This is a genomic window from Bradyrhizobium sp. BLXBL-03 (assembly GCF_051853015.1).
Lineage (GTDB): Bacteria > Pseudomonadota > Alphaproteobacteria > Rhizobiales > Xanthobacteraceae > Bradyrhizobium > Bradyrhizobium manausense.
The window spans coordinates 850211-874501 of record NZ_CP182470.1 but is presented as its reverse complement, the minus strand read 5'-3'; the positions used below and the strand labels follow the sequence as shown (position 1 = coordinate 874501).

Genomic DNA, 24291 nt, shown 5'->3' with positions numbered 1-24291 from the left:
CATAGCGATTGCATTTGAGCGGCCGTCGGACTTGACGGCCGCTTCTTTTTGTGTTCCCTATTCGTTCTCTACCACCATAAATTGTATCGGAGATCTTTCGTGATAATTAGTATGCGTGGCGAGAACCAGCTGGTCCGGCTCATCATTCATAATGATGATGATACGCCGGACCAGTTCGTGCTGGATCTGCTCCGTCAGATCTTCGGCAAGACGGAGCGCGAGGCGGCCGCGCTGATCGCCCAGATCGAGCAGAAGGAGAAGGCGATCTGCGGGCCTTACCCGCAATCCGTCGCCGAGACCCTATTCAAGTCCGCGCAACAATCCATCAATCTTGCCGGCCACAGGCTGCAAGTCACGCTTGAGGCGATCAAGACCTCGTGCGAGCTCTGCGGCAATGGCGACGGACGGACGGATGTTCGGATCGGCAACCGAACGATCTGGCTGTGCAGCGAATGCATGCGCGCAGCGGACCAGCCCGATAGCGAGCAGGAAGAGAATTTCGACTTCGCTTGCGACGTTCTGGACTGGCATTTTGCCAACGTTCCTCGCAGCAAGCTGGTGACCACGATCCGCCAGTTTCCCGGCCATATGCGCGTGGACGTGCAGGCCGCGGTCGACCGGCTCTTCGGCGAAGCCATCAGGTTGTTCGGGTTGAACGAGGAGCAGCGCTACGAAACGCTCTCGATTTCGCGGCTCCTCAAGAGCGGCCGCTATGCCGTCGCGATTGCCCCGCTGCAATATTCAGATGTCGACGTCGGCGAGAAGAAACCGGTCAAGTGTCTGGATAACGGGCTATGGCTGTGCGAACAGGATGGCCTCCGCTATTCTGTCTTGCTATGTGCGCACCGCGAATACAGCCGCGAGCCGGGCATCCGGATCGAGATCCTGGTGCCTGCGGGCGGCGCGAGCGCAGCCCTCGTCCAGCAATGTTTTGGCGAATTGGAAGAAGCTGTGCAGGCCGCGCGGACCTATCGCGGCAAGATCCTCTCGCTCGATGCCGATTCCGACTATCGCGGGCGCTCGCGCGGTATCACTGTGCACCGATTGCCGGCGATCGCGCGTGACGATGTGATCCTGCCGGAGCAGACCTTGCGGCTGCTCGATCGCAACGTGCTGACCTTCGTCGGCACCCGCGATCAATTGCGCCGGCTTGGCCAGTCGACCCGTAAGGGCATCCTGCTGTACGGGCCGCCGGGCACCGGCAAAACCCATACGATCCGCTATCTCGCAACGCATCTGCCCGGGCACACGACGCTGATCATCACTGCCGAGCAGATCGGCCTGCTCGGCGCCTATATGAGCCTGGCGCGCCTGCTCCAGCCGTCGATGGTGGTGATCGAGGACGTCGACCTGATCGCCCGAGATCGCGACGACATGGGGCCGTGCGAGGAATCCATGCTGAACAAGCTGCTCAACGAGATGGACGGGCTGAAGGAGGATGCGGACATCCTGTTCGTCCTGACCACCAACAGGCCGGAGGACCTCGAAGGCGCCCTCGCTGGCCGCCCGGGGCGCATCGATCAGGCGATCGAAGTACCTCTCCCCGACGAGGCTGGCCGCAACAAGCTGGTCCAGCTCTACGGCAAAGGACTGCCGCTTGAGGACGCCGTGATCGCCGAGGCGGCACGACGCAGTGAAGGCACGAGTTGCGCGTTCATCAAGGAGTTGATGCGGCGGCTGGCACAGGGCAGCATCGCGCGCGATGGCGGCAGGTCGGTGATATCAGCGGACATCGACGAAGCGCTCGACGACATGTTGTTCTCCGGCGGCCGGCTCAATGCGCGGTTGCTGGGAGGTGCACAGGCCATGGCGGCGGGGTGAACTGCGCGTGTTAACCTCGGCGGCTGGCACAATCGTCTCAGAACGACCCCAGCACGCTGCCCAGGGCGATCACGGCCACCAGCGCGAGGAGCGACGTCACGATGCCGACCATCACGATGTCGAAATAGCTGTCGCGATGCGTCAGGCCGCAGATCGCGAGCAGGCTCACCACCGCACCGTTATGCGGCAGGATGTCGAGCGTTCCCGAACCGATCACAGCGACGCGATGCATCAGGGCAAGGTCGATGCCGGTCGTTTCGGCAAGGTCGACATAAATGTTCCCGAGCGCATCGAGGGCAATGGTCAGGCCGCCTGACGCAGAGCCGGTCAGCGCCGCCAGGATGTTGGTCGCGACCGCCAGCGAAACCAGCGGGCCGCCTTCGATCGCGAGCACCCAGTCGCGCACGGTCGTGAACGCCGGCAGTGCGGCGACGACCGCGCCGAACCCGACCAGGCTCGCGACGCTGAAGGCGGGCAGCACCGAGGCGTTGGCGCCGGCGTCCATGGTCTGGCGCAATGCCGGCAGGCGGGACCAGTTCAGCACGATGGTCGTGACGATGGCGGCGGTCAGCGCCACGGCGACCGACCACACGCCCGCAACCGCGGCGAGCGACGTCCCGCCAAAGCGTTGCTCGGCAAGATAGCTGACATCGAGCCGCGGCAGGACCACGAGCGACATCAGGAGATTGACTGCCACGACGACGACGAGCGGCAAGACGGCATTCAGAACCGGCGACGCTCGGTCGCTGCGATGGCCATGTTGCAGCTCCGCCGGATCGAACTCGCGCGCCGTCGTCGCACGCTCGCGCACGAACTCGTCGGACGCGGCCCGCTCGGTCACATCCTCGACTTCGTCGCCATAGCCCTCGCCGGCGCGCCTGGCCTTGGCCTCCGCGCGATGCAGCCACCACAAACCGGTCATGAGCATGATCAGGGATGCGACGATCCCGAGGCCCGGCGCGGCAAACGGCGTCGTGCCGAAGAATGGCATCGGGATCGCATTCTGGATCGACGGCGTGCCCGGCAAAGCCGACATGGTGAAAGTCGACGTCCCCAGCACGATTGCAGCGGGAATCAGACGGCGCGGAATTTCAGCCGCGCGAAACAGCGAGCGGGCCATCGGCACGATGACGAAGAACGCGACGAACAGGCTGACGCCACCGTAAGTCACCGCGGCGCCGGCCAGCACCACGGCCAGGATCACGCGGCGCTCACCGAGACGCTTGGCCATGAAGTCGGCCACCGATGTCACCGCGCCGCTGTCATCCATCAGCTTGCCGAATACGGCGCCGAGCAGGAAGATCGGAAAGAACTGCGCAAGGAATGCTGCCGCATTCGTCATGAACACCTGGGTGAGGTTCGCCAGCAGCGGCTCGCCGCCAAACGACGCCGCCACCAGCGCGGCGAAGGGCGCGAGCAGGAGCACGCTCCAGCCGCGAAACGCGAACAGCACCAGCAGGCCGAGCCCGACGAGCAGGCCGAGAAGACCCATGCCTCAACACTCCGCCAGCAGAACATCGAGATCGGCCGTCGATTGCCGGCCGACATCGGCGCCGTGCTCGCGGAGAAACGCATCCGCGGCCAGCCGTCCCTCGGCGCGGAGCATCGAAACGAACTCCCATTCCGCGTTGAGCTTCGACGAGGCGCCGAACTTCGCCAACATGTCGCTCTTGACCCGGTGGGTGCGCATCTTCGCCCAGCGCGCCCCCTCGCCGCTGCCGGGATCGGCGGCCTGGCGCAGCAGCGCGATCATGCGCAGCTCCTTCATCAGCGGCGAGTTGAAGGAGATTTCGTTGAGCCGGTTGAGGATCTCCGCCGCGGTGCGCGGCACTTCCGGCCGTTCGGTCGGATTGATCTGAACCAGTATCGTGTCATGCGCGTCGCTCTCGCGAACCAGCGGCGTGATGGTGGGGTTGCCGGCATAGCCGCCGTCCCAGTAGGGCTCGCCGTCGATCTCGATGGCGCGAAACATGGTCGGCAGGCAGGCCGATGCGAGCAGCACGTCGGCCGTGATCTCGGCGTTGCGGAAGATGCGGCCGCGACCCGTGCGCACCCGCGTCGCGGTGACGAAGAGCTGGATCGGCGAGCGCGCGAGCCGCTCGAAGTCGATGCTCTCCGCCAGCACCGCGCGCAGCGGATTGTAGCCGGTCGGATTGAGGTCGTAGGGCGACAGCACCCGCGACATCAGGTCGGTGAGGATGTAGAAGGGCGAGGTATCGAGCGTCCAGCGTCCCATCAGCCGGTCGAGCGGTGAGCGCTGCAATGGGCTGAAGGCGGCAGCCTTCGAGACACGGCGCCAATATCGTTCAAGCGCCTTGCGCGCGCCCTCGGCGCCGCCGGCGGTCCAGCCGTCCGCCAGCACCGCCGCATTCATCGCGCCGGCCGACGTGCCGGAGATCGCGGCGATGGTGAGCCAGTTCTCCTCCAGCAGGCGGTCGAGCACGCCCCAGGAGAAAGCGCCGTGCGAACCGCCGCCTTGTAGTGCGAGATCGATCAGGACGGCGTCGCGTTCCATGGCGGACACTCACGCAACTGAAGCTCAAATTCAACGTGATTGGAACACGTCGAAGCCGGTACAGTTTAGAGAGTTTAGGCCGGACAATGCAACCGGAACGTGACGAGACCTAGTGCTCGAACACCAGCCGCGCGCCGACCGTGCCTTCGAGGGCGCGGATCTGCGCCAGCAGCGCGCCGGAGTCCTGGCCGCCGAGATCGGCATCGAGCACGACATAGCCGAGGTCGCCGGCAGTCTCCAGATATTGCGCGGCGATGTTGATGTCGCGCTGGAGGAAGACCTCGTTCAGCCGGCGCAGCATGCCCGGCACGTTGCGATGGACGTGGCTGAAGCGCGCGCCCGAGGGGCGCAGATGCAGCTGCACCTCCGGAAAATTCACCGCGCCCATGGTCGATCCGGTGATGAAATAGTCGACCAGCTTGCGCGCCACTTCGCCGCCGATGCGCTCCTGCGCCTCCTCGGTCGAGCCGCCGACATGCGGAGTGAGGATGACGTTGCCAAGGCCCTGCACCGGGCTCTTGAAGCGCTCCGAATTCGACGACGGCTCGACCGGAAACACGTCGATGGCGGCACCGGCGATGTGGCCATCGCGCAAGGCGCCCGCGAGCGCATCGAGATCGACCACCGTGCCGCGGCTGTTGTTGATCAGGAACGCGCCAGGCTTCATCGCCCGCAGCTCCTTCTCGCCGATCATGCCCGCGGTCTCCGGCGTCTCCGGCACGTGCAGGCTGACGATGTCGCTCTGCGCCAGCAGCTCTTCCAGCTTCTCCACCGGCTCGGTGTTGCCGTGGCGGAGCTTGTCGGTGCGGTCGTAATAGATCACCCGCATGCCCATGGCTTCGGCCAGCGTCGAGAGCTGCGAGCCGATATTGCCATAGCCGATGATGCCGAGCGTGCGACCGCGCACCTCGCGGCTGCCGGCCGCGGACTTGTCCCAGCCGCCCCCATGGGCCGATACCGAGCGTGGAAAGATCTGCCGCAGCAGCATCACGATCTCGCCGATCACGAGTTCGGCGACGCTGCGGGTGTTGGAGAACGGAGCGTTGAACACGGGAATGCCGCGCTTGCGCGCCGCCAGCAGATCGACCTGGTTGGTGCCGACGCTGAAGCAGCCGACCGCGAGCAGCCCGTCGGCCGCTTCCAGCACCTCGTCGGTGATCTGGGTGCGGGAGCGGATGCCGAGCAGCGACACGCCCTTGAGCGCCTGGCGCAGCGCCTCGCCATCCAGCGCCTTGGTCAGACGCTCGACATTCGTGAAGCCTGCGCCCTTGAACAGATCCACGGCGCTGTCGTTGACACCTTCAAGCAGCAGCGCCTTCGCGCTCCGCTCAGGGCTTTGGCCTGGGGCTGGCATGGAATCTCCTGAGATGACGGCTTTGCCGCAGCTCTTAGACCGTGGACGAGGCCGAGCACAATAGGGTTTGGATACGGGAATATCGTGGCCTGGTGGTAGTCAGATCACGTAAAACCCGTGCGTGCCGTCGCGGCGGAGCTGCTCGACGAGGCCATATTCCCAGTCGAGATAGGCCTGCATCGCCTGCTCCGCAACATCCGTGCCCTCATAGGGCCGGCGGTAGCGATGCGCCGGATCGGGCTTCGGCAGAACCAGCGGCGGGCCGGCCTCGAGCGGGCCATCATAGCCGCCTTCGAGGACATAAACCTCCCAGCCCATCTGCGCGAGCCAGGACGCCGTCATGTCGGCGCGCACGCCCTTGTCGTCGGTCAGCACGATGCGCGCGCCGCGCACGGGTGCTGCCATGTCGGTCTCCTGCACCAGCTGGCCGCCGGGATAGTGGCGAAAGCCCGGGAGGTGACCGGCCGCATATTCCTCGGCGCCGCGCACGTCAAAGCGATAGAGCGTCCGGCTGGTATCGGCGACCAGCGCCGCCATCTCGTTCGCACCGACGTGGCGGACGCCGGCGCGATAAGCGACGTCGCGCGCATTGGCCGGGCCGCCCTCGAACGAGCCGATCGCGCCGCGCCTGTCCGCGCCGTGATCGAGCGTGTGCCGCGCCAGCGTCCAGCCGATCGTGCCGTTACGCAGCGCCCGCACCTTGTTGGGCACGCCGGCATTGATCAGCGATTGGGTGCCGATGATCGAGCGGGTGCGGCCGGCGCAATTGACGATGATGGTGGTGTCTGGATCGGGCGCAGCCTGCCCGGCCCTCAGCACCAGCTCGGCACCGGGCACGCTGATCGAGCCCGGAATGTTCATGGTCGCATATTCGTCGAAGCGACGGACATCGAGGATGGCAATGTTGGCCTTGTCCGCGATCAGCTTTGCCACCTCGTCGGCGCCGAGCGAGGGCGTGTGACGGCGCGCCTGGACCAGCTCGCCGAACGCCTTTGAATAGGAATTGACGTCCTCGAACACCTCGTAGCCCGCCGCACGCCAGGACCTCAGCCCGCCATCGAGCGCGCGGACATTGCTGTAGCCGAGCGCGGCGAGGCGTTCGGCGCCTGCAGCGACCAGCCCCTCGCCATCGTCATAGAGCACGACCGGCACGTTCTTGCGCGGCAGCCGCACCGCGGCCTCGATCGCGATCCGGTCCACGGCCATGTTGGCGGCAAACAGCGGATGGCCGGTGGCAAAGGCCGCCTCGAACCTGAGATCGAGCAGCGCAATCTCCTCCCGCAGCAAGAGCGCGCGGCGGATATCGGCGGGAGTGACGATCGGAAGCTTCATGGCGTGAACCCCGGCAAGGACAGGCCATGGGCTTTTGAACGATTGCAACGAGCTTGGCTAGAGCATGATCCGGAAAAGTGTGAAGCGGTTTTCCCTCGCGACATCAGCGGAACGCGTTTGCGCGGAGATCATGCTCAAACAAAGATCTAAAGCGCGATGACGATTCAGCCCAATCTCATCGCGCCTTAGTCACTCGGCCGCATGGCGGCCCGATCAGCCCGCCAACTGCTTCTCGATGATGCTGGCAACCCGCACCGGGGTCTCCAGCATGGAATAATGTCCGGCGTCGTCGATGGTCTCAAGGGTAACGCGGGGATAAGCGAGCGCAAAGGCATTGCGTAGCGGCTCGCCGCGATAGAACGGAATATCCAGCGCGCCGGTCACGACATGCAGGGGCGCGGCCAGCCCATGGGTTTCGCCTGATATGGCGGAGGACGTGAACATGGTGAGATAGCCGCGCTTGGCCTCGACCGTCGAGGCCTCGCGCGCGATGGCAAGCTTGCGGCGCAACCAGCCGGCACCATAGCGGCTGGAGGTGCGGGCCGTGATCGCGCGCCCGGCCGCTTCGTCCTCATCGATGACCGCATTGAGCGCCTTCATCGCCGCCTCGTCGGCGCGGAAGCCGGTCGGTGGCACCGGCGAGAACAGCGTCACGGTCTGAAGCCGGCTCCCGACCTGAAGCGCGATCTTCTGCGCCACCAGACCGGACATCGAGTGACCGACAAGATGGAAACGGGTGATGGCGAGCTCATCGGCGGTGCGCAGCACGTCGGCCGCAGCCTCATCCAGCGTGTAGCTGCCGCTCACGCCGCGCGACCAGCCGTAACCCCTGAGATCCATGAACACGATGGTGCAGCGTGCCGGATCGAGATAAGGCAGCACCGGCTCCCAATTGACGTGATCGCCAAGCCATTCGTGCAGCACCACGCACACCGTGGATCCGTTGCCGATGCGGCAATGGCCGAGCCGGTTGCCGGTCGCCAGTTGCGGTGAAGGCCAGGGCGATGGTGAAGTGCTGACAACGCTTCCCGCGCCTTGCGCGAACGCGGGAGTGTTCGTGATAGCGGCGGTAGCGGTCAGACCCAGACCCTTCAGGACGTTGCGGCGCTGCATGTGTTTCCCCCGCGCCTCTGGTTGCGGCTGGCGCGCATGCCTGATAGCGCGCGCCTGCCTCATGGGAGAAATTGATTTCTGCAATGGCTTGATTGATAAATCTCATTCTGACCGTCCGCCGCGCCGGAGCTTTCCATGCCGACAACCCTCGATCTCGATACGCTCCGCGCACTGCTCGCCATCGTCGAGCTCAACAGCTTTTCGCGCGCGGCGGAGCGATTGGGGCGATCGCAATCCGCGATCAGCCTGCAGATCGCCCGGCTCGAAGCCATGATCGGCCATCCCCTGCTGGAGCGGGCTCGCGGCCGGGTGCTCGGGCCAACCGTGAAGGGCGCCGAGCTCGTCGCGCATGCACGGGAGATGATCGCGCTCAACGAGCGTGCCGTTACCGCGATGCGCCGGCCAGCCTCGGACGCGCCGATCAGGCTCGGCATGCCCGCCGATTTTCTCGAGCGTGATTTTGCGTCTGCCGTCGGCGAGATCCGCTCGCGCTTTCCCAGGGCACAACTATCGGTGCGCACCGACCTGTCGGCCCGACTCGCCGAAGACGTTGATCGTGGGCGGCTCGATCTCGCCTTCTACAAGCGCGCCCCCTCGAACGCCGCGGACGCCGCGATCGCGTTCGAACCAATGGCATGGTTCGGCAAAGTGCCGGCGCCAAACCGGTCCGACGATGCCGTTCCGCTGGTGGCCTTTGCGGACGGCTGCGCCTATCGTGGCGAAGCCCTGCGCAGCCTGCGCCTGATGGGACGGGATTGCAGCATCGCCTGCGAGGCGCGCAGCCTTTCCGCGCTGGTCGGCGCCGTCAAAGCCGGCCTTGGTTATGCCGCGCTGCCGGTCAAGCTCGGGGTGCGCAAATCGCTGCAGCAGGCGAGTGATCTGGCGGGCCTGCCGCGACTCAACGCCGTCGAGCTAGCTCTTGGTATTGCCGAGGGCTGCAACCTGCCGTTCGCCCGCGCCATCGGCGGCATCATCGCCGAGCGCTGCGCGCTGGCGTGACGGCCGCAGCTTCCGGCGCGACAGGTACAGGAGCACGCCGGTGACCGCGAACAGTGGCATCAGCGCCGCGGCAATCATGAACGCAAGCTTGCCGGGCCAGCCCAGGATCGCGCCGCGGTGGATGTCGAACACGCCTGCGATGGCTTTTTCGCCCAGCGTCTTGTCGGCGTAGCGTTCCGAGGAGATCACCTGGCCTGTCGCAGCGTCGATGCGGAATTCGTCGCGCTCGCTTTCGAGCGTGGCGCCCTTTGGCCACGACCGGATCCGCATCACCGTGCCCGGACCTGCCTGAAGGAGGAGCTGAACCTTGGCGAAACCGCCGCTCTCCTCTCGCTGGATGGTGGACCAAGCGCGATCCAACCCGACGGCCTCTGCCGTCTCGGCACGGCCGGCTGGACGCGGCTGCTTCGGCTGCATCTTCGCCGCCGCCACGTGGGGGCGTGCCAGCAACCAGACGACGCCGCCCTTGTACCAGTCGAACGAGTACCAGAGGCCGGTGATCGCCATCACCAGATAGACCGGCAGCACCCAGGTGCCGATGACGGCATGCAACGAACGATGCAGGCCACGGCCGGTGAGCGCAAGATTCGGCTTCAGCCACATCTTCATGCTGCTCGCGCGACGCGGCCAGCGCAGCACGAGGCCCGAGACCAGCATCAGGATCAGACCCAGCGCCGCAATACCTGTGATCTGGCGTCCCCATCCTTTGCCATCGCCTGTTATCAGCAACCAGCGATGCAGCCGGCGCACCGTCGCAAAAAATTCCTCGCCACGCGGGACACCCAGCACGTGGCCGTCATAGGGATCGACATAGAGCGACGACGGCCGCCCGCCGGGCTCGTCGCGCGCGAAGCGAATGTGCACGGCGGCTGCAGGATCGCTCGAGAGCGTCATGCCGGCGACCCTGCCAACATCTGGCACGACCTTCAGGCGCGACGCCAGCTCGTTTGGCGACAGCGCCGGCATCGCGCGCGGCACGACCTGCATGATGCCGGCGTTCAGATGGTCGACGATCTCGTCCTCGAAGCTTATGACCGCGCCGGTGAGCGCGATCAGGGAGAGCAGCAGCGCGAGCACGAGGCCCGCGATGGAATGGACCTGGAGCAGCGCGGCGCAGATCTTGCGTCCGGCCTGATGTCTTATCGCCATGGCTAGAAATTCACCGTCGCCGACAGCGAGATTCGGCGGCCATCGCCCATCGCGACGTTCAGGGCGTTTCCGGTGGTGGAGGTGTAGTAGACCTTGTCGAACAGGTTCTTGACGTTGAACTGATAGGTCACGGGCACCTTGTCGACCTTGGTGTCGTAGGTCGCGAAGATGTCCGCGACGGTATAGGCGGGAAGGAAGAACGTGTTGGCGGAGTCGCCCGGCCTGTCACCGGCATAATGTGCGCCGCCGCCAAGTCGCAGGCGACCGGGGAGCCGGTCGCCGAAATCGTAGACCAGATAGAGCGAGGCCGTGTTCATCGCGGCGTTCAGCAATTTTGCGTTGCCGACGACGGGATCGTTGATCAGGCGCGCGTCGGTATAGCCGTAGCTGCCGATCATGCTCCATTCGTCGGTCAGCCGGCCGGTGACGTCCAGCTCGACACCGCGCGACCGCGCCTTCGCGGATGTTCGTACCAAGACCGTACCGCTGCTAAAGGGATCGGCGACCAGCACGTTCTTCTTCTCGATGTCGTAGACCGCAAGCGTGCCGGACAGCCGCTTGTTGACGTCGAACTTGACGCCGGTCTCCCATTGCGTGCCTTCTTCAGGCGCAATGGTGGAGTCGACGACGAAGCCGATAGGTGCACCGGTGAAGAGCGCAATGGTCGAGGTCGGCTTCAGCGACTGCGTGTAGCTCAGATAGTAAGAGAGCTCGTCGTTCAGCTTGACGATGACACCGCCGAGCGGCAGCACCTTGTCGCCGGAAAGGTTGGTGTTGGTGACGAAGACAGGCCGGCCCTTTCCGGCGAGCTGCTCGTATTGCATCCAGCGCACGCCGCCGACGACGGACAGCCAGTTGGTGAGATGGAACGTGTCCTGCGCGAACAAGCCGCGGGTGCCGAGCTTGTCGGTCTGCTCGCTGTCGGTCGCCGAGATGGTCGTGCCGGGTATGACGCGCCCGTAGACCGGGTTGTAGAAATTGAAACTCGGCGTCGCCTGGCGGATCAAATCGTGGCGATCGATGGTGCGATACATTGCCTCGCCGCCGAACAGGACCTCGTTGCGGAAGCCGCCAACCCAGACGTCGCCCTGCATGTAGGAGGTGCCGTAGCTGACGTTGCTCAGCGAGTTCTGGGTGCCGTCATTGCTGCGGGTCTCGATACCGGTCGCAGCATTGACGCCGGTGATCCGGAGCTGGTTGGCGCTGTAGGTCTCGGTGTTGTAGCTGTAGGCCGTCGTGACCTTCCAATGATCATCCAGCTTCTGCTCGACCGAGCCCTGCACCAGATCGGACGTGCCCCACATATTGTTGAAGGGCTCATCCAGCCGGCGCGTCGCCGGGATCGCCAGCGGCGCGCCCTTGACGAAAGCGGTGCCGCGATCGAACGGGGTGATGAACTCCCGATGCTCATAGGTGAGCTGGACCGTCGTGGTCTCGCCGTACCAGGCGAGCGACGGGTTCACCAGCATGTCCCGGTGACGGCCGAAATTGCGCCAATAGTCTTCGCTGACGCCGTAGCCGATGAAGCGATAAGCGAGCCCGCCATCGCCGATCGGGCCGGTGACGTCGAGCGTGCCGTCGGCGCCGTTGCGGTTGTTGGCGTAGGTCGAGCCGAGCAGCGTGACCGAACCGTGCTGGTAAAGCTCGGGACGCTTGCTGATTGTGTTGACGATGCCGCCGGGATCCATGATGCCGTAGAGTAGCGAGGCCGGTCCCTTCAGAACCTCGACACTGTCGACGGCTGCGTTCAGGCTGCGCCCCTGCACCAGCGGCATGCCGTTGCGCATGATTGAGCCGTCCCGATTGTCGCCGAAGCCGCGGCGGATCACCGCATCCTGGGTGCCGGCGAGCGTATTGGTCTGGGTGATGCCGCTGATGTTGACCAGCGCATCGTCGATATTGCGGGGCAACTGATCCTTCAGGACCTGCGCAGGCACGACGTTGACGGATTGTGAGGTGTCGAGCGGAGATGCGCCCGAGCGCAACGTGCTCGCGCTCGGCATCGCGCGATAGCCGAGCCTTGCGGCCTGCTGTGCGGCAGCTTCCGCCGAAGCGCGTTCCGACAATGTCGGGAGCGCGGGCGGAATGACCGTTGGGGTGCGGCGCGCAAGCGTCTGCGTCCGTTGTCGGGACTGCTGCGACGCGCGCGACGGTTTCGGCCGCGGCGCCGGTGCATCCACATTCACCGGCGGGAGCGCTGTTTGCGCCTGCGCGATCGCGGGGTTGAGAGGAATTTCAGCGAGCAGCACGGCTGCGCCGATGAGCAGGCTGGCGCGGCTCCTGCCGCAACGATTTCGATGACCTCTGACGCGAGAGCCATCCAGAAGGGCACGCACTTTCGATTCACTTCCAAGTCACAGCATTGGCGCTCGCGCATCTAGCAGCGGCTGCGAATGAAGAGAACCGTCGGCGGACTTGAATAGCTCTAGTGTTGAATGGTTCTAGGACTGAGATCAGCGCGAAAAGGCCATCGCGACACGCGCTCGCGAATTCGCGGGGACGTGTCGCAGCATTGCCCAATCCTAGACGAGCACGGGGCGGGTCAGCTCGTCGAGCTTCGCCTTGAGCGCGGCTCCGTCGGACAAAGCGCGCAGCGGCGGACGCACGCGGAGCCAGCCGGCGTCCCCGGTCTGCGCGGCGAGGATGGCCTTCAACGTCGTCAGGAAAGACGGCGACTTCACCACGATATCGACAGCGGCCTGCATGCGCGCCTCGACGTCCTTGCCGCCGATCATCGCCTTGACCAGCTCCGGCGCGATATTGGCCATGCCGCAGATGGTGCCGGCGCCGCCACCAGCGATCGCGCGCGCGATGTCGGTTTCGTTGCCGACCGTGATGGCGAGCTCGGGCGCCGCTGCGCGGAAGGCCTGGAATTGTTTGAAATCGCCGCTGGAGTCCTTCAGGCCCGCTACCACCTTGCCGTAACGCTTGCGCAGACTCGCGGCGACGCGTGTCGGGATCGCGACGCCTGATATCTGCGGGATGTGATAGAGATAGGCACGCAGGCGATCATCGGCTGCGCCGTCGATGACGGCGGCGAAGGCATCTTCGATACCTTCAGGCGTGGCGCTGCGATCGAAATACGGCGGCAGGATCAGAACGTGCCGCAGGCCGAGACCGAGCACGGCGCGCGTCAGTGCGATGCTGTCGCTGATGGCAGGAAAGCCACCGCCGATGCCAATGCGTTCCGCCGGCACGTCGGCCTTGAGCACGGCTTCGATGGTCGCGACACGCTCGGTGACGTTGAAGGAGGTGCCCTCGCCGGTGGTTCCGAACAGCACGACGCCGTCCACACCCTTGCCGAACAGCTGCTTGGCATGGGCGACAAGCTTGACGGAATCTACACTGCCGTCTGCCGCCAGCGGTGTTGCCGACGCCACCCAGAACCCGCGAATTGCCTCCGTCATAGCGCCACCCATTGTTGCAGCTCCCCGAATAAACTCAGGATCGTCGAGGGCTTATCGAGCCTTGTTTTTACTTTACTTCCCGCCTTGTACCTTACATACAAGATGGACGCAAACCCTTTCAGCCGTCACGGCGCGCATGAGGCGCAGCCAAATTTGGAGGAGGTCTCGCATGAATATGGTGAGCCCCGTCGGACATCCGGAGCCGTTGCTTGCCGCCTTGCGCGACAAGCTCGGCGCTGCGGCCGTGCTGTCCGGCAGCGAAGTGCCCGCGCGCAATTGCAACGACTGGAGCGCGAGCCTGCCGCAAGCGCCGCTTGCGGTGATCCGCCCGCTCGATGCGCAGGGCGTTGCCGATGCGATTGCGACCTGCCGGCAGGCGCGCCTGCCGTTCGTGCCGCAGGGCGGCCTGACCGGGCTCTGCCGCGGCGCTTCCCCTGAGGCGGGCTGGGTCGCGATCTCGCTGGAGCGGATGACCGGCATCGAGGAGATCGACCGCGCGTCGATGACGATGACCGTCAAATCAGGCACGCCGCTCGAGACGATCCAGAAAGCCGCTGACGAGGCCGGCTTCTTCTTTCCGCTCGACCTCGGCTCGCGCGGCTCCTGCGCCATTGGCGGCAACCTCTCCACCAATGCCGGCGGCAACCGCGTGATCCGCTACGGCATGACGCGCGAGCTGGTGCTCGGCCTCGAAGTCGTCTTGCCTGATGGCACCATCATCACCAGCCTCAACAAGCTGATGAAGAACAATGCCGGCTACGATTTGAAGCATCTCTTCATCGGCTCGGAAGGCACGCTCGGCATCATCACCCGCGTCGTGCTGAAACTATTTCCGAAGCCGCGCTCGACCATGGCTGCGCTGTGCGCATTGAAGGACTATGCCGCCGTCATCGCGCTGCTCGATGCCGCCCGCAGCGGACTGGGCCCGCTGCTCTCTGCATTCGAAGTGATGTGGCCGGATTATTGGGACGTGATCACAACCCGCGCCGGCGTCAAGCCTCCGGTCGCCGCGGGCCAGGGTCTCTACGTGCTGGTCGAGGCGCAGGGCACCGACGAGAGCATCGATGCGCCGCGCTTCCAGGCGTGGCTCGAAGAGCTGATGGAGCGCGGGCTGCTGGTCGATGCGGCCGTGGCGCAATCGCTGGCACAGACGCAGGCGTTCTGGCGCGTGCGCGATATCTGCGCCGAGTTCGGCCAGGTGCTGGGGCCGCACATCTCCTACGACATCGGTCTTGCGGTGGCGCGGATGGACGAGTTCGTCACGCGCTGCAAGACTGCGCTAGCTGACGGCATCAAGGGCTGCGAAAGCGTCTATTACGGCCATATCGGCGACGGCAATCTGCACCTCGTCTCCTGGGTGACGGGCCTTCCCGTCGAGCAGCAGCCGAAGGAGGAGATGGACGCGATCATCTATGGCCTCGTGCGCGAGCTGGGCGGCAGCGTCTCGGCCGAGCACGGCATCGGCACGCTGAAGAAGAAATGGCTTGGCCACGCCCGCAGCGAGGCGGAGATCGCCTTGATGCGGACGCTGAAGGCCGCGCTCGATCCCGATCATCTTCTCAACCCCGGCAAGGTGATCTGAGAGCATCCATGCGATCGCTCAGGCTCGATACGCCGAAATCGCTGTCGCAGCGGGTGATGCTACGGCTGCGGCAGGCCATCATCGACGGCGAGTTCGCGCTCGGGGCTGCCATCTCCGAGGAGATGGTGGCGAACTCTTTCGGAGTCAGCCGCACGCCGGTGCGCGAGGCGATGGGCCAGTTGCAGGCACAGGGGCTGGTTGTGATCCGGCCCCAGGTGGGCAGCTTCGTGTTCACGCCGAGCGCGGAGGACATTACCGCGCTCTGCACTTTCAGGATCGCGCTCGAGCCCAAGGCCGCAGAGCTCGCGTTCCGCCACGATGGCGACGGCGCCATCGTGACGCTGAGCGATGCGATCGCGGCGATGGAGCCGGCGGTCGAGGCCAGGGACAACATCGCCTATGGCCGCGCCGACGCCGCCTTTCACGAAGGCCTGTTCGCGCATTGCGGCAACCGCTACCTCGCCGAATCCTACCAGCTCGTCTCGGGGCGCGTGGCGGCACTGCGCACCAACCTGACCTCACCGATCGACGTGCGCACCCGCTCGTCATTCGATGAGCACCGCAAGCTGCTCGATCTGTTCGCGCGCGGCGAATTTGCGGCGTTCGAAGCGACGATGACGACGCACATCACGAATTCCGGCGTGGTCTACGCCAAAGCGTTGAAGGTGGAGACGCCGGCGAATTGAGCGGCTTCTACTTCCCGCTCTCCGGCCCCGGCCGGTCCAGGAAATCCAGCGCTGTGTTGATCTGTTCGAGCTGGTGCTCAATTTTGTCGCGGTCCTCGACCGACTGCGCCTTCTCGAGCTGTTCGACAAGCTTCTGCTTCCGCGACAGCAAGTTCTCTATGACTGTACCCACAGTTCCCCCATCGCCCGAGGCGAATATCGAGGCAGATCCCGGACACGGGCGCGCGCAAGCGGGGCTCGCCACGATCCCTCGAGTCAGAATGTGCGCGAAGCCGGATCGTTCCTGCAAATGAACCGCGGCAGGCGAGCCAGCCACGGCGCCCGAGCCCCGGCGGGGGCAGGCGAAGGGTTAATGCGCCCGAATGAGGACGGAACCGGCATCTTTCACGCGAGCGTCGGTTGTATTCGCGCGTCCGGAGTCCTATGCCTTGGCGCCATGGACACCCAGATCATCACCGCCGAAAAGCCCCTGATGGCGAGCGCGCGCCCGCGCAAGCCCGCGCCGTTCCTCCCGATGAGCCGCGCCGAGATGGACGCGCTCGGCTGGGACGAATGCGACATCGTGCTGGTGACGGGGGACGCCTATGTCGACCATCCGAGCTTCGGCATGGCCATCATCGGCCGGCTGCTCGAAGCACAGGGATTCCGGGTCGGCATCATTGCGCAGCCGGACTGGCACTCGGCCGAGCCGTTCAAGGCGCTCGGCAAGCCAAAAGTCTTCTTCGGTGTCACCGGCGGCAACATGGATTCCATGGTGAACCGCTACACCGCGGATCGGCGCATCCGCAGCGACGACGCCTACACCGCCGGCGGCGAAGGCGGCAAGCGGCCGGATCGCTGCACCATCGTCTACGCCCAGCGCTGCCGCGAGGCGTTCAAGGATGTGCCTGTCGTGCTCGGCGGCATCGAGGCCTCGCTGCGCCGGATCGCGCATTACGATTACTGGTCGGACAAGGTGCGTCGCTCGGTGCTGGCCGACGCCAAGGCCGACCTCCTGCTCTACGGCAATGCCGAGCGCGCCGTGGTCGAAGTGGCGCATCGGCTCGCCGCCGGCGAGGCGCCGCGCGAGCTCGACGACATCAGGGGCGTCGCGCTGTTCCGCCGCGTGCCTGAAGACTACACCGAGCTGCACGCCGACGATCTCGATTCCGCCGACGAAGGCGCCACGCGCCAGAAGGGCCGGACCGTGATCCGCCTGCCGGCGCTGGAGCAGGTCGAGCAGGACAAGGAAGCCTATGCCCGCGCCTCTCGCGTGCTGCATCGTGAGAGCAATCCCGGCAATGCGCGGCCGCTGGTGCAGCGTCACGGCGATCGCGACCTCTGGCTCAACCCGCCGCCGATCCCGCTGACATCTGAGGAGATGGACGCGGTCTACGACCTGCCTTACGCGCGCGCGCCGCATCCGTCCTATGGCGATGCCAAGATCCCCGCCTGGGACATGATCAAGTTCTCGGTCACGATCATGCGCGGCTGTTTTGGCGGCTGCACCTTCTGCTCGATCACCGAGCACGAGGGGCGCATCATCCAGAATCGCTCGGAAGGCTCGATCCTGCGCGAGATCGAGAAGATCCGCGACAAGACGCCGGGCTTCACCGGCGTGATCTCCGACATCGGCGGCCCGACCGCCAACATGTACCGGATGGCCTGCAAGGACCCGAAGGTCGAGGCCGCGTGCCGCCGGCCGTCCTGCGTCTTCCCAGAGATCTGCCCGAACCTCAACACCTCGCATGATGATCTCATCCGGCTCTATCGCAAGGTGCGCGAGACCAAAGGCATCAAGAAGGTGATGGTCGCCTCGGGCGTGCGCTACGACCTCGCGGTCGAGAGCCCCGAATACATCAAGGAACTCGTCACCCATCACGTCGGGGGCTACCTGAAGATCGCGCCTGAACATACCGAGCGCGGCCCGCTCGACAAGATGATGAAGCCCGGCATCGGCGCCTATAACAAGTTCAAGCGGATGTTCGATGAAGCCGCCGAAAAGGCCGGCAAGAAATATTACCTGATCCCCTACTTCATCGCGGCGCATCCGGGCACGACCGACGAGGACATGATGAACCTCGCGCTGTGGCTCAAGAAGAACCGCTATCGCGCGGATCAAGTGCAGACCTTCCTGCCCTCGCCGATGGCGACCGCCACGGCGATGTACCACACCGGCGTCAATCCCTTGCGCGGCGTGCGCCGTGGCGGCAGCGACAAGGTCGAGGCGATCAAGGGCCTGCGTCAGCGCCGCCTGCACAAGGCCTTCCTGCGCTATCACGACCCTGACAATTGGCCGGTGCTGCGCGAGGCCTTGATCGAGATGGGCCGCCGCGACCTGATCGGCTCGCAGCCGCACCAGCTGGTCCCGGCGCACCAGCCGCCCGGCACCGGCAAGGCCGCCGGCACCAGGCGCCCCGTTCGATCAGGCGGCAGGACGCAGAAGTTCACGACCAAGGGCATACGGCTGATGAAGTAGCGGGCTATCGCGCTGCTAGAGATCGAGCACCACCGCACCTGACACGGCATCGGTCACGCCGCGCCCCTGGCCCTGATCCTCGAGCACCGACCTGAAACTGTCGAGCGTCTTGATCATCGCCGGCCGTGCCGCGACCATCGCGTCCTGGCTGGACCATCGGCCGATCAGGCAGAAGGTCTGCTCGCCTGTCTTGATGATGACGCCATGTTCGAGGCCCGGCCATTTCGCCTTGCCGCCGCGGTGCGCATCGAGGAAGGCGGCTTCCTCGCCGGCCTTCACCTTGAACTTCACCACGTTGTAAACCTGCATGGTGCGTCTCCTGAAAATGGCTTGATTGAAAAACGCGAGCGCCGGACCATTTCGGGCTCGGGCAGATATTTGCACCCTCGCGACGAAAAGTCGAAAACAACCCCATGCACAGTAGCCGGCGACAGCGAAATCAAGGGCTTGAAGCGCAACGAGGCCGAGTCGCGTCGCCATCGCACCCGAGCGGGTCGGCCACGCCTAAATTTTCCGTAAAACCGAAAATTGCTTGAGGCGCCGGGCAAAACAGGAGTAGGATGGCATCATCGCGGCGTGCGGCAAGGGCCCGCTCGTGACAGCTCGACACGCATTTGCTCGCCAAATCCAATCAGCAAATGGGTGATGAGCCGAGCCGCATTCCGGCCGGCCCCATCTGAAAGACCTTCGACATGACGGCGAGTAGGATCAACCAGATCCGGTCGGAGCGCGGCCATGAGGCTGCGCTCAAACCTGAGTTCTTCGCTGTTTGACCCGAAACCGACCCGGGGGCTTTCGGTTGCGAGGACAGTGCTCGGCGTTTTCCCTTCGCTGCACAGCAATGATGTTTCTTTCGAGGAAACGGATTTCCGGAAGAACCGGCATTTGAACTGGCGATCACTTCCCAATCCACTTTCGGCCAGGAATATGCACTCGCTGCAAATGTCGGCGTGATGGCGGCCCCGCAATGCGGCACGGGTCTTGAGCGCCGGGTACCGCTAAGTTGAATTTGTGAGTGTTCTAAATTATTGGAGAGGTAAGGGAATAAGAAACGGGCGCGTTGCCGTGGTGGACAAGCTTAAACAGGCGTTGGAGCAATTGGAGCAGCCAATCTGCCCTGCCTGCCACATTGAAATGAGATGGACGAGGTCCGCGCTGGTCGCCTCGGATACCATCGCGCATCTATTCCATTGTCCGAATTGCTACCGGACCAGTGAGACAAGTTCCAAGGTGAATACGACCGTGATTCCGCCTGAGAAGTTGTCGGCACCGTTCCGCGAAAGAGCCGCGTAAGGCCGCCTCAGTGGGTGGCCTCTATCATTCTTACTAGCGTCGACTTTTGCTTCTTGCCCATCTGCAAAGTTGCGCCTGATCTGCCGGAGGTTCGCTCATTAAGTCGGAGCGGACTGGATTTGCTCGACCTCTGTTCTTTCTCTCGCGATTGACCCAACTCCGACCTTCCCGAGTTTAGGAGATTGTCGCCGCCGTCCCTCCGCCAGCGAGTGCGGCTCGGAAAAGAAGATTTCCTAGACTAATGGAGAGCACGGCTCGCCGACAAAGTGATAGCTTTTACCATTGCAGACATGGTCCTGGAGGTACGGACACATGCGACGACGCGATTTTCTAGTTGGGTTATTGGGGACCGCAGGAACAGGCGCCCTCTCGGCAGCTGAGCCCAACAAGGTCTACCGGCTGGCAGTTTGCAGCCAGGACGGAATGGAGAATTTCGCAAGGACGTTCTGGAGGGTTCTCTTCAATCGGCTGGCTCAGATCGGTTTCACAGAGGGCAAGAACCTGATCGTGGATAGATACGCCACGGAGGGTCGGCCCGAACGCTATGAAGAAGTCGCGCGCAAGATGGTGCAAACAAAGCCTGACGCAATAGCGCTTGGGTTTGACCACCAGATGATCCTGAAAGTCGCGAAGGAGACAACCACAATTCCGATCATCGCCACGTTTGGCGATCCGGTAGCCGCTGGGATTGTAAAGAACATGGCAAGGCCGGAGCGCAATATCACGGGCGTTTCCTTAGATGCTGGAATTGAGATGCAGGGAAAGCATCTCGAACTTTTACATCAGGCAGTCCCAACGGCATCACGCATTGCCTATCTTTCCAACCGCGCAGAATGGGAGGGGGCTTGGGGACAGGCGGTTAGAGACGCCGGTCAGCGGTCGAAAGTTTCGATCATCGGCATATCAATGGAACGTTCGGCCGGAGAGCCGGAATATCGGCAAGCGTTCGAGACCATGGCGCAACAATCGGTTCAGGCGCTCATGGCCAATGGACTTCCTCCCAATTCCGAACACCGTGAGCTGATACTCCAGTTGGCAATGAAACATGGCCTGCCCACCATTACTTGGTGGACGGACCTCGTCGAAAATGAGCCGGTATTTTTGGCCTATGCGCCAGATTGGCCATATTATTTCGGCCGCTGGGCAGATGATGTTGGCCAAGCTCTCAACGGAGTAGCACCGGCCGACATTCCTATCCAACAGCCAACGAAACTTATACTCGCAATCAATCTCAAAACCGCGAAGGCACTCGGCCTCACCATACCACCGACATTGCTCGCCAGCACCGACGAGGTGATCGAATGACGATCCTTCTGCTGCGGCGCACGGCTCCGCAAATGCCCATCGCGACGATACCGGACGGTCCGTCATTGGTCCGCTTCTTGGCACCAACCTGACCAATCACGTTGCCATCCGATCTTCCTTCCCCGCCCACGCATCACGATCCTCAGCGCGTCCTCGGGCAAGGGCCTTTGCAATGCCTTAGCCTCATCCCACCGCGCCCGCATCCAGACATCGCGCTCTTCATCCGTACGGGCGGTTCCGGACGAGATCGCGAAGAGGGCTGTGAGAGTATTTGGCCCAATCGATTGAGGCCGCCCTGCAAGGCGGCCTCATGTCCCTTCAGAAAGATTTCCTGTCACTAGTCGCGGTCGCGATGGTGTTCGCGGTGCTCGTCCCGGCCGCCTCCACCTCCGGAGTGCGCAATTGCGCTTGATGTGAGGGAGGTCGACAGCAGCATGGTCATGGTAGGCGGTGTGACCGCTGCGAATTTTCCGCAGGTCTTCAAAAACTCCCGCCGATCTTCGTCTTCCGAGGGCATGGGAACCATCCTATGGTTGTCAGACGGCAGATATTAACGTACCACTGAATTAAATAGATTGAAACAAGTTAATCGGTTCCAACATGAATTATATAGCGCACCGGCTCGCTCGTTCGGCGGACCCTCCTTGTGGCCGGGTGCTGACCTTCGCACGAATCCGCCGAAGCGTCCGCTATGCGATGTAGATCGAGACCAGTCCTGAAACAGGGTTGTCGTCGCAGTTTGTGAAGGGTTTCGGATGCCGGCCGCATGACCGACGGCGCGGCATATTCGGGCGGCCGGCGTCCGAAAGCCTCCAAGGGAGGAAACCGCGCGTGAGGAAACGTAAGGCGTTGCGGCAGTCGCTATGGGGATTTGAGCGTCGTGGGCGAGCTCGTTGATCGGGATCGAGCCGGTCCAACGCGTTGCGCGACGGTGAAGTCACTGACGAATGCGCAGCGGATGGCATCGAACTCCACAAATTGTCCGACGGTTTGTGACGGTTGATAGATATCTGGACGCGCTCTGCCGTGGCTGGTCGAAGGCCAGCTAGCGCGGCGAGCGGATTTGCGGGATTGCGGCACGGTCATGAGGTGTCGATCCTGATGTGGTTCGTTGGAGCTGTCGGCCGATGCCGTGGCATTGCACCGCGCTCGAAGACTTCGATGATGTTCATGCGACCGCCGCAGCATGGACAAGCCGGCTTGCTGGGATCGACGGCGGCCACGGTGGGCTGACCTTCAGGTTTTGCAGCGGCGAGCAGCTCCCGGGCGCGTGCGATGTTGTCGGTGCAAGCGCCTTTGGCGAACAGGCCGTAGTGGCGGATGCGGTGCAAGCCTTTTGGCAGCACGTGGCTGAGGAAGCGGCGGATGAACTCGAAGGTCCCGAGCCTCATCTGCTTGTATCGATCGCGGCCTTCGATGCGATAGTCCTTCCACTTGAAGGTGACGCCGCGCTCGTCGCAGGCGATCAGGCGGCTATTGGCGATGGCGACGCGATGGGTGTAGCGCGACAAATAGGCCAGCACCGCCTGAGGTCCGCCGAACGGCTGCTTGGCGTAGACGACCCATTCAGTTTTGCGCAGCGGCGCCAGGAAAGCTGCGAAGGACTGTGCATCGGCCAGCTCTGTGTGCTCGCCGAAGAAGCTCAGGCGGCCGGCTTGGTGGGCGGTGACGAGCTTCTGAAGGAACAGGCGCCGGAACAGGCGGGAGAGCACGCGCACGGGAAGGAAGAAGCCCGGCCGACACGAGACCCAGCGCTGGCCATCGGGCGAGATGCCACCGCCCGGCACGATCATGTGCACATGCGGGTGATGGGTGAGCGCTGAGCCCCAGGTGTGCAGCACGGCGGTGATGCCGATCCTGGCGCCGAGATGCTTCGGATCGGCCGCGATCGTCAGCATGGTCTCAGCCGAGACCTTGAACAGGAAATCGTAGAGGATGGCCTTGTTCTGGTAGGCGATGTTGGCGATGGCCGCCGGCAGCGTGAACACGACGTGATAGTACGGCACCGGCAACAACTCGGCCTCGCGGTCGGCAAGCCAGTCCTTCGCGGCAGCGCCCTGGCACTTCGGGCAGTGCCGGTTGCGGCAGGAGTTGTAGGCGATGGTGGTATAGGCACAGTCCGCGCAGCGCGCGACATGGCCGCCGAGGGCTGCCGTGCGGCAACTCTCGATCGCCGACATCACCTTCAACTGGTCGAGGCTGACATGGCCGGCATGGGCCTTGCGCCATGCCGGGCCATGGTCGCGGAAGATATCCGCAACCTCCAGAACCGGGCACGACATAGGTGCCCGGCGTCAACCGGACGGCCGCGCCTCCTTGAGCTTGAGAGCAATGTGCTCCAACGGGCTCATGACCTCGCTGATCGTCTTGGTGGCGACACGGGTATAGAGCGCCGTGGTGTCGAGCTTGGCGTGACCGAGCAGCACCTGGATGACGCGAACGTCGATGTTCTGCTCCAGGAGGTGAGTGGCGAAGCTGTGGCGCAAGGTGTGCAGCGAGACACGCTTGTTGATCTCCGCCATCTGGGCGGCAGCGTGACAGGCGCGATTGAGCTGGCGGGTGGTCATCGGCTGGGCCGGATTGCGGCCCGGGAACAGCCAGCCCTGCGGCCGCGCCGCCTTCCACCAGGCCCGCAGCAGGTCAAGCAAGCTCGGCGAGAGCATGACGTTACGGTCCTTGCCGCCCTTGCCCTGCTCGACGCGGATGATCATGCGCTTGCTGTCGATGTCGGCGACTTTGAGCGAAACCACCTCGGCAGCACGCAGGCCGGCGCCATAGGCGACGCTTAGCGCCGCCTTGTACTTCAGCCCCGGCGCGGCAGCGAGCAGCCGCGCCACCTCCTCGACGCTGAGCACCACCGGCAGCTTGCGCGGCTCGTGAATGACATGGGTGTGCTCGACAATCTCGTGGCGCTTCAGCGTGACCTTGAAAAAGAACCGCAGGGTCGAGACGGTCTGATTGATGGTCGGCACCCCAACGCCGCTCGCCGCCAGATGCAGCTGGTAGCGCCGCACGTCCTCGAAGCTCGCCGTATCGGGCGAGCGCCCGAGAAACGCCGCGAAGTTCTTGACCCTTTGCACGTAGTCATGTTGGGTCTTCGGGGCCAACTTGCGGATCGTCATGTCTTCGATCATGCGCCGGCGCAACGGGCTCATTGCCTCGTCGGTCATGGGATGCTCCTGTCTTGAGTGAGGTTGTTGCAACCCCTCAATCTCAAGACAGGACGCCCCTCGGCGCTATCGTCTTGGCCGCCCCGCTTGCCGCAGCGGCCTACCGC

The 24291-nt window shown here is 64.1% G+C and carries 19 protein-coding genes; 7 read left to right on the top strand and 12 right to left on the bottom strand.

Features of this window, described 5'->3' with window-relative positions; genetic code table 11:
- Positions 1-99: 99 nt before the first annotated feature.
- A complete protein-coding gene (locus ACNJX9_RS04145) occupies positions 100-1821 on the top strand; it encodes an ATP-dependent Clp protease adaptor ClpS (RefSeq protein WP_439407894.1) in 1722 nt (573 codons plus the stop codon).
- Positions 1822-1858: 37 nt separating this feature from the next.
- Here the strand turns inward: ACNJX9_RS04145 and ACNJX9_RS04140 are convergent, their stop codons facing one another.
- The 5 genes from ACNJX9_RS04140 to ACNJX9_RS04120 form a co-directional block, all read right to left on the bottom strand.
- Entirely contained in the window at positions 1859-3313 is a 1455-nt protein-coding gene (locus ACNJX9_RS04140) for a GntP family permease (protein ID WP_439407893.1), read from the bottom strand.
- A gap of 3 nt (positions 3314-3316) precedes the next feature.
- Entirely contained in the window at positions 3317-4336 is a 1020-nt protein-coding gene (locus ACNJX9_RS04135; protein ID WP_439407892.1) for a patatin-like phospholipase family protein, read from the bottom strand.
- 109 nt (positions 4337-4445) lie between these two features.
- Positions 4446-5690, bottom strand: coding sequence for a phosphoglycerate dehydrogenase (gene serA, locus ACNJX9_RS04130; protein WP_439407891.1), 1245 nt, complete (start codon positions 5688-5690; stop codon positions 4446-4448).
- 99 nt (positions 5691-5789) lie between these two features.
- Positions 5790-7022 (bottom strand): rhodanese-like domain-containing protein, encoded by a 1233-nt coding sequence (locus tag ACNJX9_RS04125; protein ID WP_439407890.1) that lies wholly within the window; start codon positions 7020-7022, stop codon positions 5790-5792.
- Between the two features lie 213 nt (positions 7023-7235).
- On the bottom strand, positions 7236-8135 hold the full coding sequence (locus tag ACNJX9_RS04120; protein WP_439407889.1) for an alpha/beta fold hydrolase: 900 nt from the start codon (positions 8133-8135) through the stop codon (positions 7236-7238).
- Positions 8136-8270: 135 nt separating this feature from the next.
- On the opposite strand from ACNJX9_RS04120, the gene ACNJX9_RS04115 reads away from it, so the two are divergent.
- Positions 8271-9134, top strand: coding sequence for a LysR family transcriptional regulator (locus ACNJX9_RS04115; protein WP_439407888.1), 864 nt, complete (start codon positions 8271-8273; stop codon positions 9132-9134).
- Here the strand turns inward: ACNJX9_RS04115 and ACNJX9_RS04110 are convergent.
- The 3 genes from ACNJX9_RS04110 to ACNJX9_RS04100 form a co-directional block, all read right to left on the bottom strand.
- Positions 9048-10283 (bottom strand): PepSY-associated TM helix domain-containing protein, encoded by a 1236-nt coding sequence (locus ACNJX9_RS04110; RefSeq protein ID WP_439407887.1) that lies wholly within the window; start codon positions 10281-10283, stop codon positions 9048-9050. The two genes, ACNJX9_RS04115 and ACNJX9_RS04110, sit on opposite strands and share 87 nt — an antisense overlap.
- Positions 10284-10285: 2 nt before the next feature.
- Positions 10286-12619, bottom strand: a complete 2334-nt coding sequence (locus ACNJX9_RS04105; protein ID WP_439407886.1) for a TonB-dependent siderophore receptor — start codon at positions 12617-12619, stop codon at positions 10286-10288.
- A gap of 186 nt (positions 12620-12805) precedes the next feature.
- A complete protein-coding gene (locus ACNJX9_RS04100; protein ID WP_439407885.1) occupies positions 12806-13690 on the bottom strand; it encodes a dihydrodipicolinate synthase family protein in 885 nt (294 codons plus the stop codon).
- 169 nt (positions 13691-13859) lie between these two features.
- Between ACNJX9_RS04100 and ACNJX9_RS04095 the strand changes: the two genes are divergently transcribed.
- A complete protein-coding gene (locus tag ACNJX9_RS04095) occupies positions 13860-15272 on the top strand; it encodes an FAD-binding oxidoreductase (RefSeq protein ID WP_439407884.1) in 1413 nt (470 codons plus the stop codon).
- Between the two features lie 8 nt (positions 15273-15280).
- Positions 15281-15958, top strand: coding sequence for a GntR family transcriptional regulator (locus ACNJX9_RS04090; RefSeq protein WP_439407883.1), 678 nt, complete (start codon positions 15281-15283; stop codon positions 15956-15958).
- 7 nt (positions 15959-15965) lie between these two features.
- Here ACNJX9_RS04090 and ACNJX9_RS04085 read toward each other — a convergent pair whose 3' ends face one another.
- Entirely contained in the window at positions 15966-16130 is a 165-nt protein-coding gene (locus ACNJX9_RS04085; RefSeq protein ID WP_439407882.1) for a hypothetical protein, read from the bottom strand.
- A 264-nt stretch (positions 16131-16394) separates the two neighbouring features.
- Between ACNJX9_RS04085 and ACNJX9_RS04080 the strand changes: the two genes are divergently transcribed.
- Positions 16395-18416, top strand: coding sequence for a YgiQ family radical SAM protein (locus ACNJX9_RS04080; RefSeq protein WP_439407881.1), 2022 nt, complete (start codon positions 16395-16397; stop codon positions 18414-18416).
- A gap of 15 nt (positions 18417-18431) precedes the next feature.
- On the opposite strand, the gene ACNJX9_RS04075 is transcribed toward ACNJX9_RS04080, so the two are convergent.
- The gene (locus ACNJX9_RS04075) at positions 18432-18725 is read right to left on the bottom strand and encodes a hypothetical protein (protein WP_057751877.1); all 294 of its coding nucleotides are present in this window, start codon (positions 18723-18725) and stop codon (positions 18432-18434) included.
- A gap of 426 nt (positions 18726-19151) precedes the next feature.
- Here ACNJX9_RS04075 and ACNJX9_RS04070 point away from each other — a divergent pair, with 426 nt between their 5' ends.
- Together ACNJX9_RS04070 and ACNJX9_RS04065 are read left to right on the top strand one after the other, a co-directional pair.
- Positions 19152-19370, top strand: coding sequence for a hypothetical protein (locus ACNJX9_RS04070; RefSeq protein WP_439407880.1), 219 nt, complete (start codon positions 19152-19154; stop codon positions 19368-19370).
- Positions 19371-20021: 651 nt separating this feature from the next.
- Positions 20022-21014, top strand: coding sequence for an ABC transporter substrate-binding protein (locus tag ACNJX9_RS04065; protein ID WP_439407879.1), 993 nt, complete (start codon positions 20022-20024; stop codon positions 21012-21014).
- A 1082-nt stretch (positions 21015-22096) separates the two neighbouring features.
- Here the strand turns inward: ACNJX9_RS04065 and ACNJX9_RS04060 are convergent.
- Together ACNJX9_RS04060 and ACNJX9_RS04055 are read right to left on the bottom strand one after the other, a co-directional pair.
- Positions 22097-23296: an IS91 family transposase gene (locus ACNJX9_RS04060; protein WP_439407878.1), complete on the bottom strand. Its 1200-nt coding sequence runs from the start codon at positions 23294-23296 to the stop codon at positions 22097-22099.
- A 12-nt stretch (positions 23297-23308) separates the two neighbouring features.
- Positions 23309-24184: a tyrosine-type recombinase/integrase gene (locus ACNJX9_RS04055; protein WP_439407877.1), complete on the bottom strand. Its 876-nt coding sequence runs from the start codon at positions 24182-24184 to the stop codon at positions 23309-23311.
- Between the last annotated feature and the right edge of the window lie 107 nt (positions 24185-24291).

Coding starts and splice junctions, on each gene's coding strand:
- ACNJX9_RS04140 (WP_439407893.1), bottom strand. CDS start 3,313: ATGGGTCTTCTCGGCCTGCTCGTCGGGCTCGGCCTGCTGGTGCTGTTC.
- ACNJX9_RS04135 (WP_439407892.1), bottom strand. CDS start 4,336: ATGGAACGCGACGCCGTCCTGATCGATCTCGCACTACAAGGCGGCGGT.
- serA (WP_439407891.1), bottom strand. CDS start 5,690: ATGCCAGCCCCAGGCCAAAGCCCTGAGCGGAGCGCGAAGGCGCTGCTG.
- ACNJX9_RS04125 (WP_439407890.1), bottom strand. CDS start 7,022: ATGAAGCTTCCGATCGTCACTCCCGCCGATATCCGCCGCGCGCTCTTG.
- ACNJX9_RS04120 (WP_439407889.1), bottom strand. CDS start 8,135: ATGCAGCGCCGCAACGTCCTGAAGGGTCTGGGTCTGACCGCTACCGCC.
- ACNJX9_RS04115 (WP_439407888.1), top strand. CDS start 8,271: ATGCCGACAACCCTCGATCTCGATACGCTCCGCGCACTGCTCGCCATC.
- ACNJX9_RS04110 (WP_439407887.1), bottom strand. CDS start 10,283: ATGGCGATAAGACATCAGGCCGGACGCAAGATCTGCGCCGCGCTGCTC.
- ACNJX9_RS04100 (WP_439407885.1), bottom strand. CDS start 13,690: ATGACGGAGGCAATTCGCGGGTTCTGGGTGGCGTCGGCAACACCGCTG.
- ACNJX9_RS04095 (WP_439407884.1), top strand. CDS start 13,860: ATGAATATGGTGAGCCCCGTCGGACATCCGGAGCCGTTGCTTGCCGCC.
- ACNJX9_RS04090 (WP_439407883.1), top strand. CDS start 15,281: ATGCGATCGCTCAGGCTCGATACGCCGAAATCGCTGTCGCAGCGGGTG.
- ACNJX9_RS04080 (WP_439407881.1), top strand. CDS start 16,395: ATGGACACCCAGATCATCACCGCCGAAAAGCCCCTGATGGCGAGCGCG.
- ACNJX9_RS04075 (WP_057751877.1), bottom strand. CDS start 18,725: ATGCAGGTTTACAACGTGGTGAAGTTCAAGGTGAAGGCCGGCGAGGAA.
- ACNJX9_RS04070 (WP_439407880.1), top strand. CDS start 19,152: ATGAGGCTGCGCTCAAACCTGAGTTCTTCGCTGTTTGACCCGAAACCG.
- ACNJX9_RS04065 (WP_439407879.1), top strand. CDS start 20,022: ATGCGACGACGCGATTTTCTAGTTGGGTTATTGGGGACCGCAGGAACA.
- ACNJX9_RS04060 (WP_439407878.1), bottom strand. CDS start 23,296: ATGTCGTGCCCGGTTCTGGAGGTTGCGGATATCTTCCGCGACCATGGC.
- ACNJX9_RS04055 (WP_439407877.1), bottom strand. CDS start 24,184: ATGACCGACGAGGCAATGAGCCCGTTGCGCCGGCGCATGATCGAAGAC.